The 13,601-nt window shown below is 58.7% G+C and carries 12 protein-coding genes; 4 read left to right on the top strand and 8 right to left on the bottom strand.

Annotated elements, in window-relative coordinates; translation table 11 throughout:
• Positions 1–21: 21 nt before the first annotated feature.
• Both BTN45_RS09520 and BTN45_RS09515 read right to left on the bottom strand, forming a co-directional pair.
• Positions 22–1,353: an MFS transporter gene (locus BTN45_RS09520; protein WP_207587443.1), complete on the bottom strand. Its 1,332-nt coding sequence runs from the start codon at positions 1,351–1,353 to the stop codon at positions 22–24.
• Between the two features lie 77 nt (positions 1,354–1,430).
• A complete protein-coding gene (locus BTN45_RS09515) occupies positions 1,431–2,204 on the bottom strand; it encodes an AAA family ATPase (protein ID WP_207589718.1) in 774 nt (257 codons plus the stop codon).
• Positions 2,205–2,536: 332 nt separating this feature from the next.
• On the opposite strand from BTN45_RS09515, the gene BTN45_RS09510 reads away from it, so the two are divergent.
• The gene (locus BTN45_RS09510) at positions 2,537–3,181 is read left to right on the top strand and encodes a hypothetical protein (protein WP_207587441.1); all 645 of its coding nucleotides are present in this window, start codon (positions 2,537–2,539) and stop codon (positions 3,179–3,181) included.
• Positions 3,182–3,224: 43 nt separating this feature from the next.
• Here the strand turns inward: BTN45_RS09510 and BTN45_RS09505 are convergent, their stop codons facing one another.
• The 6 genes from BTN45_RS09505 to BTN45_RS09480 all read right to left on the bottom strand — a co-directional run bounded on the left by BTN45_RS09505 (position 3,225) and on the right by BTN45_RS09480 (position 9,472).
• Positions 3,225–4,268: a zinc-dependent alcohol dehydrogenase family protein gene (locus BTN45_RS09505; RefSeq protein ID WP_207589716.1), complete on the bottom strand. Its 1,044-nt coding sequence runs from the start codon at positions 4,266–4,268 to the stop codon at positions 3,225–3,227.
• 95 nt (positions 4,269–4,363) lie between these two features.
• Positions 4,364–5,422 (bottom strand): ABC transporter ATP-binding protein, encoded by a 1,059-nt coding sequence (locus BTN45_RS09500; RefSeq protein ID WP_207587438.1) that lies wholly within the window; start codon positions 5,420–5,422, stop codon positions 4,364–4,366.
• Positions 5,423–5,434: 12 nt separating this feature from the next.
• The gene (locus BTN45_RS09495) at positions 5,435–6,217 is read right to left on the bottom strand and encodes an ABC transporter permease (RefSeq protein ID WP_004442862.1); all 783 of its coding nucleotides are present in this window, start codon (positions 6,215–6,217) and stop codon (positions 5,435–5,437) included.
• A complete protein-coding gene (locus BTN45_RS09490; protein WP_037089843.1) occupies positions 6,214–7,098 on the bottom strand; it encodes an ABC transporter permease subunit in 885 nt (294 codons plus the stop codon). The genes BTN45_RS09495 and BTN45_RS09490 overlap by 4 nt, the downstream gene beginning before the upstream one ends.
• Positions 7,099–7,198: 100 nt before the next feature.
• Positions 7,199–8,305 carry an ABC transporter substrate-binding protein gene (locus BTN45_RS09485; RefSeq protein WP_006697730.1) on the bottom strand — a complete coding sequence of 369 codons (1,107 nt, stop codon included), beginning with the start codon at positions 8,303–8,305 and terminating at the stop codon, positions 7,199–7,201.
• A gap of 288 nt (positions 8,306–8,593) precedes the next feature.
• Positions 8,594–9,472, bottom strand: coding sequence for a MurR/RpiR family transcriptional regulator (locus BTN45_RS09480; protein ID WP_207587436.1), 879 nt, complete (start codon positions 9,470–9,472; stop codon positions 8,594–8,596).
• 174 nt (positions 9,473–9,646) lie between these two features.
• Between BTN45_RS09480 and BTN45_RS09475 the strand changes: the two genes are divergently transcribed.
• From BTN45_RS09475 to BTN45_RS09465, 3 genes are all read left to right on the top strand, one after another.
• Positions 9,647–10,420: an N-formylglutamate amidohydrolase gene (locus BTN45_RS09475; protein ID WP_207587434.1), complete on the top strand. Its 774-nt coding sequence runs from the start codon at positions 9,647–9,649 to the stop codon at positions 10,418–10,420.
• A gap of 222 nt (positions 10,421–10,642) precedes the next feature.
• Positions 10,643–12,157: an amino acid permease gene (locus BTN45_RS09470; RefSeq protein ID WP_207587425.1), complete on the top strand. Its 1,515-nt coding sequence runs from the start codon at positions 10,643–10,645 to the stop codon at positions 12,155–12,157.
• A gap of 64 nt (positions 12,158–12,221) precedes the next feature.
• Positions 12,222–13,589, top strand: a complete 1,368-nt coding sequence (locus BTN45_RS09465; RefSeq protein WP_207587423.1) for a glutamine synthetase family protein — start codon at positions 12,222–12,224, stop codon at positions 13,587–13,589.
• Positions 13,590–13,601: the final 12 nt, after the last annotated feature.

Below are 13,601 nucleotides of genomic sequence, written 5' to 3'. Positions count from 1 at the left end.
CTTTTTTGTTTACTGTGGAACCTACGACCGCAATGCCGCCAGTTCCTCAATACCGACATGGCTCTCTATCTCGCTGCCGCGCAGATAGAGGTAGAGACCGATCGCGAAGGCGAGGACGGCGATGAAGACCAGATACCAGGCGTGGGCCATGGGGTTGATGGCAAGCGCCGTCGTCACGCCGATCGGCGTCAGCCCGCCGAAGACGGCATAAGAGACGTTGTAGGCGAAGGAGAGGCCGGAGAAACGGACGGATGCCGGGAACGCCCGCACCATGACGTAGGGCACCGCACCGGCCATGCCGACCGAAAGGCCCATGACGCCGTAAAGCAAGAACATGGTCTGAAGCGAGGTGCCGGCGTAGCTGTAGAAGGTGAAGGTGGCGATACCGAAGAAAATGCTGGCGCCCATGAAGAAGAGGCCGGAGCCGATACGGTCGATCAGCGCGCCGGCAATGATGACGCCGAAGATCAGGAACAGCGTGCCGAAGCTGGTGCCGGCGAGCGCCTGCGTTGGCGTATAGCCGTAGAGCTTTTGCAGGAAGGTCGCCGTCATCAGCGTGGTGACGACGATTGCCGCTGACAGAACCCAGGTCAGCAGGGCGGAGATGATCACGCCGCGCATATGGTGCTTCAGCACCAGCCCGAGCGGCAGCTTGTCCGTCAGTGACTTCGACTTTTTCATTTCCATGAAGATCGGCGTCTCTTCCAGCCAGCGGCGCAGATAAACGGCGATGAGGCCGAAAATGCCGCCGAGCAGGAAGGGGATGCGCCAGGCGTAACCGGCGACGTCTTCCGGCGTGAAAAGCGAATTGATGGCAAAGGCGATCAACGAGCCCAGCATGATGCCAAAGGAAAGACCGGAGGTGAGGAAACCACAGGCAAGCCCGACGCGGCGGAAGGGCACGTGTTCGGCAACGAAGGTCCAGGCGCCGGGCACTTCACCGCCGATGGCGGCACCCTGCAGCATGCGCAGGATGATGAGCAGGATGGGAGCGGCCACGCCAATGGTCGCGTAGGTCGGCATCAGTGCCATGCCCAGCGTGGAAAGAGCCATCAAAAGGATCGAGAAAGCGAAGACACGCTTGCGGCCGTAACGGTCGCCATAATGCGCCAATACGATACCGCCCAGCGGCCGCACCAGATAACCGGCGGCAAAGATGCCGAAGGTCTGGATCATCACCAGCCAATCCGGCATCTCAGGCGGGAAGAACAGATGGCCGATCACGGTCGCGAAAAATACGAAAATGATGAAGTCGTAAAATTCGAGCGCACCGCCCAGGGCCGAAAGGCCGAGCGTTTTGTAATCCTGGCTATTGAGGGGCCGGGCTGCCGCCGGTGTGGTGATGGGAGACATGAGGCTGCTTCTTTTCTAAATTTCGTATTACTTATGGGAATGCGGCAAGCGCAGCGCGATTTCAAGCCTTATGCTGTTCAATCACTCAGGTATTTCGATGGGCTGTCGAGAAAGCGCCGGAGGAAGGCGATGGTCTCCAACTCGTCATAAAGACGTTCGGTGATACCATCCTCGTCGAAATGATAAATCGTTGCCTCTGGAATGGCCAGAAGGACGGGCGAATGGGTGGCGATGATCAATTGCCCGCCTTGATCGGCCGCGTGGCGGATGAGTGCGGCGAGTTCGAGCTGTTTCTGCATTGAAAGCGGGCTTTCCGGTTCGTCCAGAAAATAAAGACCGGCACCGTGCAATCTCTGCTGCATGATGTCCATAAACCCTTCGCCGTGGGAACGGCGCTCGAGGATATTGTTCCTGACGATCCTGCGAAATGTCTCGGGCGTTTCCTCCGGAAAATTCTCGCCTTTTTTCAGTGCCTTTTCCCGCTCCCAGCGAAAATCATCCAGCGCTTCCTCATTCTGGCGGCGGATATAACCGAGCACGTCTTCGGCGCGCAGAAACATGCGGATTTTCGGATATTTCTTGCGGGCGAAATAGAACGACCTCGCCACAGTCTCGGCGTGCTGAAGGTAAAGGTCGCCGGTTACCTGACCGTGATTGCCGATGGCATAGGCAGTCATTCCCGCCGCCAGCCCTTCCAGCAGCGTCGATTTGCCGGAGCCGTTATTGCCGGCAAAAAAGGTGATCGGCGTCTTGAACTCGAGGCGTTCCAGATGGCGCAGCGCCGGAACCGAGAAAGGATATTCATCCCCGCCCGGGGTTTCTTTCTTGGTTACGCTATCGAGAAACAGCATGTCGCGTTCCTTGTATCTCATGCGTCATGTTTGCCGACGTTGCGCTCTGTCGCATCATCGCGGCGCTATGCTCAAAGCAATTGCGTGTGATTGCGGCTTAACGTGGGGCGCTGTTCGCACCAATGGTTTATAGCGTTGGCGGAGATATGTCATGTCACATCGTTAGAAGTCCATTTTATTATAATTTAGTGGGTCAATTCTAAGTAATAAATCGATCGACATTAGATATATACAATATACATCTTAAATTTAAGATGTTATCGCAAGTATATACTTCAAATTAATTCGGTAATGCCAGTTGTCATCATTCTCGTTGTTTTTGGAGAGAGTGAATGAAGCATATTGCGCTTTTTTCGGTCGCGTTTCTATTTTCCGCGATATTCGTGAGCGAAGCTGAGGCGCGGAAGTCCCGGTTTTTTGTCATCCCCGGATTCGGCGGCGGCGAGACCATCGATCTTGTTTATGATCTGCCGGACAGAGAGCCTTTTCTTCGCAACGGGGAAGCATTCGACATTGGTTATCTCAACAGCGGGGATAGGAGCGGTTATGTGCTGTATCGTGGCGAGCGTTACAGCAGGCTCAGCGATGCGGACATCGCTAGGCTGAAGGCGACGCTTGGTTTTGATCCGACGACAAAAGACCGCATGGAGCGGGCGGCGAGGGCCAGCGACGCGCCCTGGAACCTCGTGATTATCATAGCGGTCGCAATTGTTGGTATCTTCGTGCTTGTTCACAAGGGCATGCAGCTAGTGCGGTGGATTTCGCGACTGGCGACGATCTCCGCAGCTGCGGGAAGTAAGCGGCAGGAGGAGGAGGACACTCCCGACCCGCTGGAGGTCCGCAAGAAACAGCTGGTAAACCGTCAGTGGAGCGATAGCCAGACGGATCACGCGGCGCGTGGACCGACAGCATCGTCGGTCCATGCGTCTGCCCCGGGAGCCGCTCCGGTCCGGACATTCGGACGCAGGAGCGCCTGATCGGTGCGAATCCTTAAACCTCAGACGGTCTCAGGAGCCTGCACTATTCGAAACGGTCGATGATGCTGATGCCGCTTTCCCTGAAGCTGTCCATGGCGGGCAAGGCAGCTGCGGCCTCGGTCAGGGAGATGTGGCGGCCGATCAGCTTTTCCGGCGCGAGCCTGCCGCTTTCGATCATAGCCAGCATATCGTCGTAACGCCACGCCTGCATGCCGTGACTGCCGTAGATTTCCAGCTCGTGGGCGATCACCCGGGCCATGGGGATGGCGGGCATGGCGTGGTCTGCCAGCATGAGGCCCACCTGCACATGACGGCCGCGCCGACGCAGATTGCTGATGGAGTTGCAGCAGGTTTGCGGGTGACCCAGCGCATCGACCGAAACATGTGCACCACCGCCAGTGATCTCGCGCACCGCTTCGGAGACGTCGGCCACGGACCGGCTGTTGATGGTGGCCGTTGCGCCGAGCTGACGGGCCATTTCGAGCTTGTCTTCGGCGATGTCGATGGCGACGACCTGCGCACCGAGGCCGGTGCCGATCATAATGGCAGACAGGCCGACGCCGCCGCAGCCATGCACCGCCAGCCATTCACCGCCCTTCAGGCGTCCCTGATCGGTCACTGCCCGGAAGGAGGTGGCAAACCGGCAGCCGAGGCCGGCCGCCGTCGCGTAGCTCATCGCATCGGGCAGATGCACGAGGTTCTGATCGGCGTAATCGATCGCGACATACTCGGCGAAGGAGCCCCCATGGGTGAAGCCGGGCTGGAACTGCGCCTCGCAGACCTGCTGGTTGCCGGAGCGGCATTCATGGCAATGACCGCAGCCGGAGACGAAGGGCACGGTGACGCGGTCGCCGGTCTTGAAGCGGGTGACGTTTTTGCCGACAGCGGCAATCACCCCGGCGAATTCGTGGCCGGGAACATGCGGCAGGCGAATATCCGGGTCATGTCCCATCCAACCGTGCCAATCGCTTCGGCAAAGGCCGGTGGCCTTTACCTCGATGACCACACCGCCATCTGTCGGTTCCGGATCCGGCAGGGACGCGACAACGGGGGTCTCACCGAATCGTTCGTAATAAAGCGCGCGCATCATGGCCTCACATCGTTGGTATGCAGGTTCGAAGTCATACCTGCTCTACCATCTCCCGCAAATGGGCGAAGCGGTTTTGCGTCTGGAAAAGCGTTTTAGTCCTTGATGAGCATCAGGTCGCCGGCTGCGAATTTCAGCGTGACCTGCTCACCGACGGCGGGCGGCGCTGTGCCGGGATCGTTGAACATGTCGAATGACAGCGTGGATCCGCCGAGATCGAGGCGGGTGCGGATGACCGAGCCGAGGAACTGGCTGGAGGTGACCGTGCCGGAAATGGCGACATCGCCTTTCGCGTCGCTGCCGAGCGAACCCGCTTCAGGGCGCAGGGCAAGGGTGATTTTTTCGCCGTTTGCCGCATTGACCGGCTTTTGCAGGGTGATCTGCTGCTCCCCGACCTGGATGGTGTTGGATGAGGAGTCCGCCACAATCGCGTCGATGAGGTTCAGCGTGCCCACGAAGGAAGCGACGAAGCGGGTCGCGGGCGTGTTGTAGATATCGAAGGGCGAGCCGATCTGGTCGGCGCGGCCGCCATTCATGACAACGATGCGGTCGGAAATCGACAGGGCCTCTTCCTGATCGTGGGTCACGAAAATGGTGGTGATGCCGAGTTTCTGCTGAATCTGACGGATTTCCTCGCGCAGCGAAACGCGAATCTTGGCGTCCAGTGCCGAGAGCGGTTCGTCCAGCAAAAGCACTTCCGGCTTCGGCGCGAGCGCACGGGCCAACGCCACGCGTTGCTGTTGGCCGCCCGACATCTGGTAGGGATAACGGTCAGCCAGATGCTCCAGGTGGATGAGCTGGAGCATTTCTTTCACGCGCGCGTCGATTTCGGCTTTCGGTTTGCCAGCGACTTTCAGGCCGAAGGCGACGTTTTCATAGACGTTCATGTTCGGGAACAGCGCATAAGCCTGGAACACCATGCCAATATTGCGCTGGTTGGGCCGGAGCGTTGTCTGGTCCCTGCCATTGATGACGATCGAGCCTCCGGTCGGGATTTCGAACCCGGCGATCATGCGCAGTACCGTGGTCTTGCCGCAGCCCGATGGCCCGAGGAAGGAGACGAACTCGCCCTTTTCGATGGCCATGTTGAAATCATGTACGACCTGGACGGAGCCGAAGGATTTCTTGATGTTGCTAAGTGTCAAAAAGCTCATGAAATATTGTCCTCAGGCCTTGGGAGGCGCGCCCTTCTGGTAGCGTGAAACGAGTTGGATCAGACCGAGGCAACCCCATGTGATGCCGAAGGAAATCACGGCAAGCGCTGCCGGCTCATAGGCGCGGTTGGCGCCAAGCAGCTGCATATAGGGCCCGAAGGCCGGGCGGTTCAAAAGGGCCGCCATGGTGAATTCACCGATGACGATGGCGAAGGTCAGGAAGGCGCCCGAGAGCACAGCGACCAGAACATTGGGCAGGATGATGCGCGAGAGAATGGTCGTCCAGCCCGCACCCAGGCTCTGCGCCGCTTCCGTCAGTGTGGCCACATCGATGGTGCGAAGACCGGTGTCTACGGCGCGGTACATATAGGGCAGGGCGAGCGTGGCATAACCGAACATCAACAGCAGGTTGGTGCCGAAGCTCGTGCCGGTCAGCGGCAGCCAGCTGGAGGTGTTGTAAAGCCTGATATAACCGAAGACGATGACGATGGCCGGGATGACCAGCGGCAGAAGCGTGATGAATTCGATATAGGGGCGCAGGCCCGGCAGTTTCAGCCGCACCCAATAGGCTGTCGGTACCACCAGCAGGACGCCAAAAATGATGGTGAACAGCGCCATGACGACGGAATAGCTGAAGGTCTCCTGGAAGCGCGGGTCGCCCAGCACCTTGGCATAGGCGTCGAAAGAATATTCGCCGCGCCGCATTTTCAGCGAGAAATTGGTCATGCCGATCAGCGGCAGGGCGAAATAGAGCAGGCCGAAAATCAGCGCGCCCCAGGCGAAGAAACGCTTCATTTCAGCCACCTTTCGCTGCGGGCGCGCAGCCAGATATAAAGTGCATTGGCAATGCCTGTCACGACGATCATGCCGAAGGCGAGCGCGTAACCGAGATGCGGATTGCCGAGAACGTCGCCGCGAATTTGCGCGAAGAGCAGGATCGGTACGATGTTGAGCGAGGAGCCGGTGAGCGCAATTGCGGTGGCCACTGCGCCGAAGGCATTGGCAAACAGCAGCGACATGGTGCCGAGCAGCGACGGCAGCAAGATCGGAAAGGCCACCATGCGCCAATATTGAAAGCCGGTGGCTCCGAGAATTTCCGCCGCTTCGCGCCATTCGCGCTTCAGGCCGTCAAGCGCGGGCGTGATGATGAGGATCATCAGCGGAATCTGGAAGAACAGATAGGTGACGGTGAGACCCCAGAAGGACAGGATGTTGAAGCCGAGCATCCTGAGATCGATGCCGACCTGCGTCTTCAGGAAGACGGTCAGGAGGCCGACCGGGCCAAGCGTGGCGATGAAGGCGAAGGCAAGCGGTACCCCGGCGAATTGCGAGGCGACGCCTGAAAAGGTGAGAAGCGGTCCGCGGATACGCTGCGGCAGACCACCGAGCACTACGGCCGCGGCGACGGCAAAGCCGATCAGGCAGCCGAGCGCTGCAGAAGCGAGGCTGATCTTTATCGAGATCCAGTAGGCCGAAAGGATGGATGCGGTAAAAAGCCCTGCAATGTTTTCAAGCGTGAAAGTTCCGTCTGTCCGCTGGAACGCGCCAACGACGATCTTCATCGTCGGCATAATCAGAAACAGCAGCACAAAAACGGCAAAAGGTACGACGCCTATCCAATGCAGCGGCAGCTTTCTGCGCGCGTCGGATGGTCCGCCGGTGTTGGTTGATGGCATCCTTGTCCCCAAACGCCGTTTTCAAACGGTCTGTCTATAAAGGTCTATATTATAAAAGAAGCACCCCGGCTTTGATCGGCCGGGGTGCGTTTTCAACAATTTACTTCACGTTCGCGCCGACAACGCTATCCCAGCCGCCAGTGACGGCCGCCTTGTTGGCATCGACTTCCTCGAGCGTCGGGAAGATCGCCTTTTCATAGGCTGCTGCCGGCGGCAGGCTGTCGATCAGGTCCTGCGGAACCTTGCCGGCCTTGACCATGGCGTTGAAGCGGATCGGGTGGCAATAACCCTTCAGCCAGCCGAGCTGACCGTCGTCGGAGTAGAGGTGCTCCATCCACAGCTTGGCAGCATTCGGATGCGGGGCGTAAGCGGAAATGCCCTGCACGTAAACACCGGCGAGAACGCCCTTCTCGGGAACGACGACTTCCGTCGGCGGGTTGTCGTTCAGCGTTTTCTTCCAGGACAGCGCATTATAGTCCCAGGCAACGATAATCGGCGTGGCACCCTGTGCAAGTGTACCAGCCTTGCCAATAGTCGGCAGGAAGTTGCCAGCCTTGTTGAGGTCGGCGAAATATTTCAGGCCGGCTTCACCGGCTTCCTTGCCGGATTTTGCTCCGGTTGAAAGACCGGCGGCGAGAACACCGAGGATCGCCTGGTTGGAGGCGCGCGGGTCACCCGCAAGCGCGACCTGACCGGAATAGTCAGCCTTCAGAAGGTCTGCCCAGTCCTTCGGCGTTTCCTTGACAAGATCCTTGTTCACGAAGAAGGACATCACGCCGTAATAGTCGCCATACCAGTAACCTTCGGGATCCTTGACGTTGTCAGGAATTTCGTCCCAGGTGGAGACCTTGTAGGGCTGCAGCAGGCCTTCGGCCTTCATCTGCGGGCCGAAAGCAAGACCGACGTCAATGACGTCAGGCGCCTGCGGGCCCTTATTGTCCTTGTTTGCCTTGACTGCTTCGACTTCGTCGGCGGAGCCGGCGTCGGGGTTCAGTTCATTGACGGTGATCTCAGGATATTTCGCCTTGAAGGCGGCGATCACGTCGCCGTAACCACACCAGTCGTGCGGCAGGGCGATGGTGGTCAGCATGCCTTCCTTCTTGGCGGCGGCGATCAGTTCGGCGCTCGGCTCAGCGGCGGCAATAGCGGTGGAGGCGATGACCAGTGCGGTGGTTGTAGCAAGCAGTCGGCGGCAGTGAGAGATCACTTTTTTCTCCTCTTCGTGTTCTCATATTGCGGACGCTGATACGGAGTCTCGATGAAGCTAATGTGACGGCTGGATGGCAATTCATTTATCCGGATTCCGCCACTTTAAACCCATTTTCCGCCATTATCGGGCTTTTTGCCAGCAATTGCGCGAGTTGACCGTTTTTGTCCGTTGGATCAGATGCGTTCCCCAGCTTGGTTTTTCCCCTGCTTTATCGTGCTGGTAGCGATCGCAGGTATCCAATCAGCGTGCGGCATCGGCGTCAAGTCGTATGCCGGCTACGCATATTCACGTTCTATCAGGGCGTCGGAACAGGCGTGTCTGTTCAAACAGGCCCTCCAGCGCGTTCATGCGTTCCTTGGTTTCGTCCCACGTGCCGCTCTGCACCGCTTCGATCAGCGCCTCGACGACAAAAAGCGTAACGACAGACGAATCCCACGCGGACGGGGCCTCGATTTTGACCCGGAAAATATGCAGCGCATGACGCGCCACCGGCGATGTCCACTGGTCGGTAAAGAGGATGATCTGCACCCCATTTGCCTTGGCCACCTCGGCGAGCGTCGTCATATCGTGCTCGTAACGTCGGATGTCGAAAATGACGAGCACGTCGCCAGCGCTCATGTTCAGCATATATTGCGGCCAGGCGCTGGAATTGGACGACATCAGCGTTGTCTTCGGCCGTATCACCTGCATGTGGGTGAAGAAATATTCGGCAATCGCACCGGTGATGCGCCCGCCAACGAAATAGATGCTGCGCTTGCGGTCTGACAAAAGCGCTGCGGCGTTGTCGAAGACGGCGGTGTCGAGATCACCAAGCGTATCGCGCAGATTACCGGTAATGGCGTCGGCAAAGCGGTTGAGAATGTGCAGGCCCGGCGCATTGGTCGCCCAGCGGTCATGCTTGGCGACCGGGCCGGAAATCGTCGCCTCCAGTTCCTGGTGCAGATGCGCCTGAAACTCCGGATACCCCTTGTAGCCCAGCTTCTGAACCATGCGCGCCACCGTCGGCGTGGAAACGCCGGCATTGTCAGCGATGGTGGTGATGCTGCCGAGACCGGATACGGGGTAGTTGCCAAGCAGGCTTTCCGCCAGCCGTTTTTCCGAACGGGTCAACGCGTCGTAATGGGCATGGATGACATCCGAGACGGTCGCCGTCGTGCTGCGCAAACTTTTCCCCTTCCGGTCTTCTGCCGGTACATGGTCAAAATAAACATCTGCGCGCGCCGCCGAGTCAATGGAAAAATGAAGAGAAAATTTCAAAAATCCATTTGACACTCGCAATAATGTGAAGAATTCTTTTCGGCGTTGACGGAACGCGGGGGTTCCGGGTGGGGTTCGTGCATGACGCTGCGGTCACGGTTTTTCACAGAAGCGGAAGGGCATGCCGTCGGCGTCGAGAACGCCGAGGGTAAGGGCGATATCCTTCTCGTCTGCGAACATGCGTCTTCGACCATTCCGCAGAAACTGGGTAATCTAGGGCTTGCGGCTGATGTGCTTTCCAGCCATGCCGCCTGGGATCCGGGTGCTCTCGCCGTTGCCCGGCTGCTGTCAGAGAAATTCGACGCGACACTGGTTTATCAACGCTTTTCGCGCCTCGTATACGATTGTAACCGCCCGCCCGAATCACCTTCCGCCATGCCGGTGAAAAGCGAGATTTACGACATTCCCGGCAATTTCGATCTCGGTGAAGCGGAGCGTTTTGCCCGCACCTCGGCGCTCTATGTGCCATTTCATGACCGGGTGAGCGGGATTATCGCAGAGCGTCAGGCCGCCGGCCGCAAGGTGGTGGTGGCGACGATCCATAGTTTCACGCCGGTTTATCATGGCCAGTTCCGCGAGGTGGAAATCGGCATCCTGCACGATAACGACAGCCGGCTTGCGGACGCGATGCTCGCCGGTTCCGAGGGGTCATCGCTCACCGTCAATCGCAACGATCCATACGGACCGGAAGACGGTGTGACCCATACCCTGCGGCTGCATGCGCTGCCGGATGGGCTGTTGAACGTCATGATCGAAATCCGCAACGATCTTATCACCAATGAAGGAGAGCAGGCGCAGATCGCCGCTTTTCTCTACGAGCTTATGGGGAAAGCACTCGCATCGATAGACGAGTGAGGGAGCAGGGGAGGCCGACGGTGAACACACCGGGGCCTGCCATTAAAAGAGAGACTGCCGCCATCCGATCAAGCCGGTCAAAGAAGCCGGGGCAAGAAGCGGCACGGGAACAGCAGATGCGTGCGGCGCGATCCGGGAATTCCCCGACGGCGCCGAAGACTGGGGCACAATCGGCCAATCCTGGCTGACTGGCTTGTTTTTTTCTTATCAGGAGAGAAGGGCATGGACAGTTCATCATCAGGCGTCAGCTACAAAAAGGCTGATGCATCCTATTTCGAAAAACGCGGACTATCCCGTTATGCGGGCGTTTGGTCGCTCTGGGCGCTCGGCGTCGGGGCGGTCATCTCAGGGCATTTTTCCGGATGGAATTTCGGATTTTCCACCGGCGGCTGGGGCGGCATGCTGGTGGCGGGCATCATCATCGCCGCCATGTATCTCGGGCTGACATTTTCGATCGCGGAAATGAGCCCGGCACTGCCGCATACGGGTGCGGCCTATTCTTTTGCCCGCACGGCCATGGGTCCGTGGGGCGGGTTCATCACCGGACTTTGCGAGAATGTTGAATATGTGTTGACGCCGGCGGTCGTCGTCACCTTCATCACCGCCTATGTGAACTCCATTCTCGGCCTCGATCCGGCCTATTCACCCCTCGTGTGGATCGTGTTTTATGCGATTTTCCTGGGACTCAACGTCTTCGGGCTTGAGCTTTCGTTCAAGGTGACGCTCGTTATCACACTGATTTCGCTCGCCGTTCTGGTGTTCTTCTGGATCAGCGCAATCCCCAACATCGATTTTTCGCGTTTTGCGCTCAATATCGGTGTCGGACCTGACGGCAAGGCGGTGGAACTGCCGGAGGGCGGCGGCTCCTTCTTCCCCTTCGGTTTCTCTGGCGTTCTCGCCACGCTGCCTTTCGCGGTCTGGCTGTTCCTGGCCATCGAGCAGTTGCCGCTGGCGGCCGAGGAATCCGTCGATCCGAAACGCGACATGCCGAAGGGGATCATCCTTGGCATGGTGACGCTGATGGTTTCGGCCTTCATGATCGTATTGCTCAACCCATCCCTGCCGGGCGTCGGCGCCTTCCATCTCAGCTCCTCGCTTGAGCCGCTGCTCGATGGTTTCAAGGCGATCTATGGCGATGGCGGCGTGGTGCTGCTCGGTCTCGTTGCCTTGACCGGCCTGATCGCCAGCTTCCATACGATCCTCTACGCGCAGGGCCGGCAGATCTATTCGCTGTCGCGTGCGGGTTACTTCCCGACCGTGCTGTCCATTACCCACTCGAAATATCGTACGCCGTACGTGGCCAACATCACCGGCGCGATCGTCGGGCTCGCGGTCATGCTGGTCATCTGGTTCTCGCTGGGTGCGGAAGCGGGCGGCAGCATCATCGGCAGCGTGCTTCTGAACATGGCCGTTTTCGGTGCGATGTTCTCCTACATCATGCAGGCGATTTCCTTCATCCTGCTCCGCAAGAACCTGCCGCATATCGAGCGGCCGTTCCGTTCGCCCTTCGGTATTCCCGGTGCGGTGCTGACAATCATCATCGCCATCGTCACGCTGCTTTACCAGATCCAGGATCCGAACTTCACGAAGGGCGTGCTCTGGGTTGCCGTCTGGTTTGCCGTTGCGATCGCCTACTTCGCCTTCATCGGCCGCCATCGTCTCATCCTCTCGCCGGAAGAGGAATTCGCGCTGGAGCACAAGCAGGCTGCCATGGCAGCGGCGGCTGCAAAGGCCTGATGCTTAAACAAACGGGTGGCCGCATCCCGGCCGCCCGGTCACGACAATAAAGGGAACGGATAAAATGACGAGCTACACATTTGACGCGCTTAAAATGGATGTTGCCGAAGGGCGCATCGACACGGTTCTGGCCTGCCTTGTGGACATGCAGGGGCGTCTGATGGGCAAGCGGTTTCAGGCCGAGTTCTTTGTTGAAAGCGCCTATGAGGAAACCCATAGCTGCAATTACGTACTCGCTACCGACATGGAAATGGAAACCGTTCCCGGTTACAAATCGTCCAGTTGGGAAAAGGGCTATGGCGACTACGTTCTGAAGCCAGACCTTTCGACGCTGCGGCGGGTGCCGTGGCTGGAAGGCACGGCGCTGGTGCTGTGCGACGTGCTCGATCATCACACCCACGAAGAGGTGCCGCATTCGCCTCGCGCGCTTCTCAAGAAGCAGGTGGCGCGGCTGGAGGCCATGGGGCTGAAAGCCTATATGGCGACCGAGCTAGAATTCTTCCTGTTCGACCAGACCTTCGATGCGGCGCGCGCCAGCGGTTACAGGGACTTGAACCTCGCCAGCGGCTATAACGAGGATTACCACATCTTCCAGACGACCAAGGAAGAGGACGTCATGCGGGCGCTGCGCAAGGGGCTGCAGGGCGCCGGCATTCCGGTTGAAAATTCCAAGGGCGAGGCGTCTCCCGGTCAGGCGGAAATCAACGTTCGTTATGCCGAGGCGCTGACCATGGCCGACCGGCACGCCATCATCAAGAACGCCACCAAGGAGATCGCCTGGTCCAAGGGAAAGGCGGTAACGTTCCTCGCCAAGTGGAACTACAATGCTGCCGGCAGTTCTTCGCATATTCACCAGTCGCTGTGGAGCCTCGACGGCAAGACCCCGGCGTTTCTGGACAAGGACGCCGAGCATGGCATGTCGCAGCTGATGCGGCATTATGTTGCCGGGCTTCTGGCCCATGCCAGCGAGATCACCTATTTTCTGGCGCCCTACATCAATTCGTACAAGCGGTTCATGGCCGGCACGTTTGCGCCCACCAAGGCGATCTGGAGCCTCGATAACCGCACGGCGGGATATCGCCTCTGTGGCGCTGATACCAAGGGCATCCGCATCGAATGCCGCGTCGGCGGCTCCGATCTCAATCCCTATCTCGCCATGGCTGCCTTGCTTGCAGCAGGCATTGACGGCATCGAAAATAAACTCGAACTTGAGCCCGCTTTTGTCGGTGATGCCTATGGCGGCAAGGACGTGCGCGAGATACCAAAGACGCTGCGTGACGCCACCGCGTTTCTGGACGGATCGAAAATGCTGCGCAGCGCCTTCGGCGACGATGTGATCGATCATTACGTCCATGCCGGACGGTGGGAACAGGAAGAATACGACCGCCGCGTGACCGACTGGGAAGTGGCGCGCGGTTTCGAACGGGCCTAATCATTACGGGAA

The organism is Rhizobium sp. ZX09 (assembly GCF_017357485.1).
In the GTDB taxonomy this organism is placed as follows: Bacteria; Pseudomonadota; Alphaproteobacteria; order Rhizobiales; family Rhizobiaceae; genus Agrobacterium; species Agrobacterium pusense.
Note: the sequence above shows the minus strand (reverse complement) of the source record. Positions and strands in the feature narration are given on the sequence as shown.